This window comes from Amycolatopsis thailandensis, assembly GCF_002234405.1.
GTDB classification, from domain to species: domain Bacteria; phylum Actinomycetota; class Actinomycetes; order Mycobacteriales; family Pseudonocardiaceae; genus Amycolatopsis; species Amycolatopsis thailandensis.
Genome location: NZ_NMQT01000409.1, coordinates 1 through 620, shown reverse-complemented (window position 1 = coordinate 620; position 620 = coordinate 1). Strand labels below are relative to the sequence as shown.

At 72.4% G+C, this 620-nt stretch carries 1 pseudogene; it reads right to left on the bottom strand.

Annotated elements, in window-relative coordinates:
* A pseudogene (locus CFP71_RS43195) lies at positions 1–493 on the bottom strand (LCP family protein); the annotation flags it as partial.
* Positions 494–620: the final 127 nt, after the last annotated feature.

Sequence of the window (620 nt, the reverse complement as noted above, 5' to 3'; positions counted from 1 at the left end):
CGGAGCCGACCATGAGGAAGTTCTCGTCACCGGTTTGGCCGGCGGCGTCCTGGATGTCGGCCGAGTCCTCGTCGAGCGAGGCGACGGTGTTGAACTTCGCGTCGAACCAGGTCTGGGCGCCCCACGCCGAACCGATGGAGAGGAACACGAGCGCGGCGACCACGGCGGCCGTGATCCGGCCCGCCTTCGCCGTCTGCCTGGTCTTGCGTTCCTTCTTCTCCTGCAGGCGGGTCTGCGGTGACGCCTCCTCGGCGGCTTCCGCGGGCTCCGCGTCGGTGGTGGTGACCACCCGCTGCAACGCCGTACGGGTCTGCTCCAGCAGCGCGGCGGGGCGGGAGGCGAGCCGCTCACGGCGCTCGCGCTTCTTGGCCTCTTCGGCTTCGAGCTCGTCGTGCGCCGCGGAGAACCGGGCGAGCGTGTGGTCGATCTTGCGCTTGGTGATCGTCGCGTCGTCGATCGCTTCGAGCTCGTCGGTCATCGTCAGCCGGTCCATCTCGGACCGCGGCGGGACACCGGGTGACAGGGACGGCGCCGACGGCGGCTGCGCGGCGGGTGCCTGCCGCACCGGTCGCTGAGCGGGACGGCGGGGACGGCGAGGCGGGGCCGGGACCGCGGGCTGC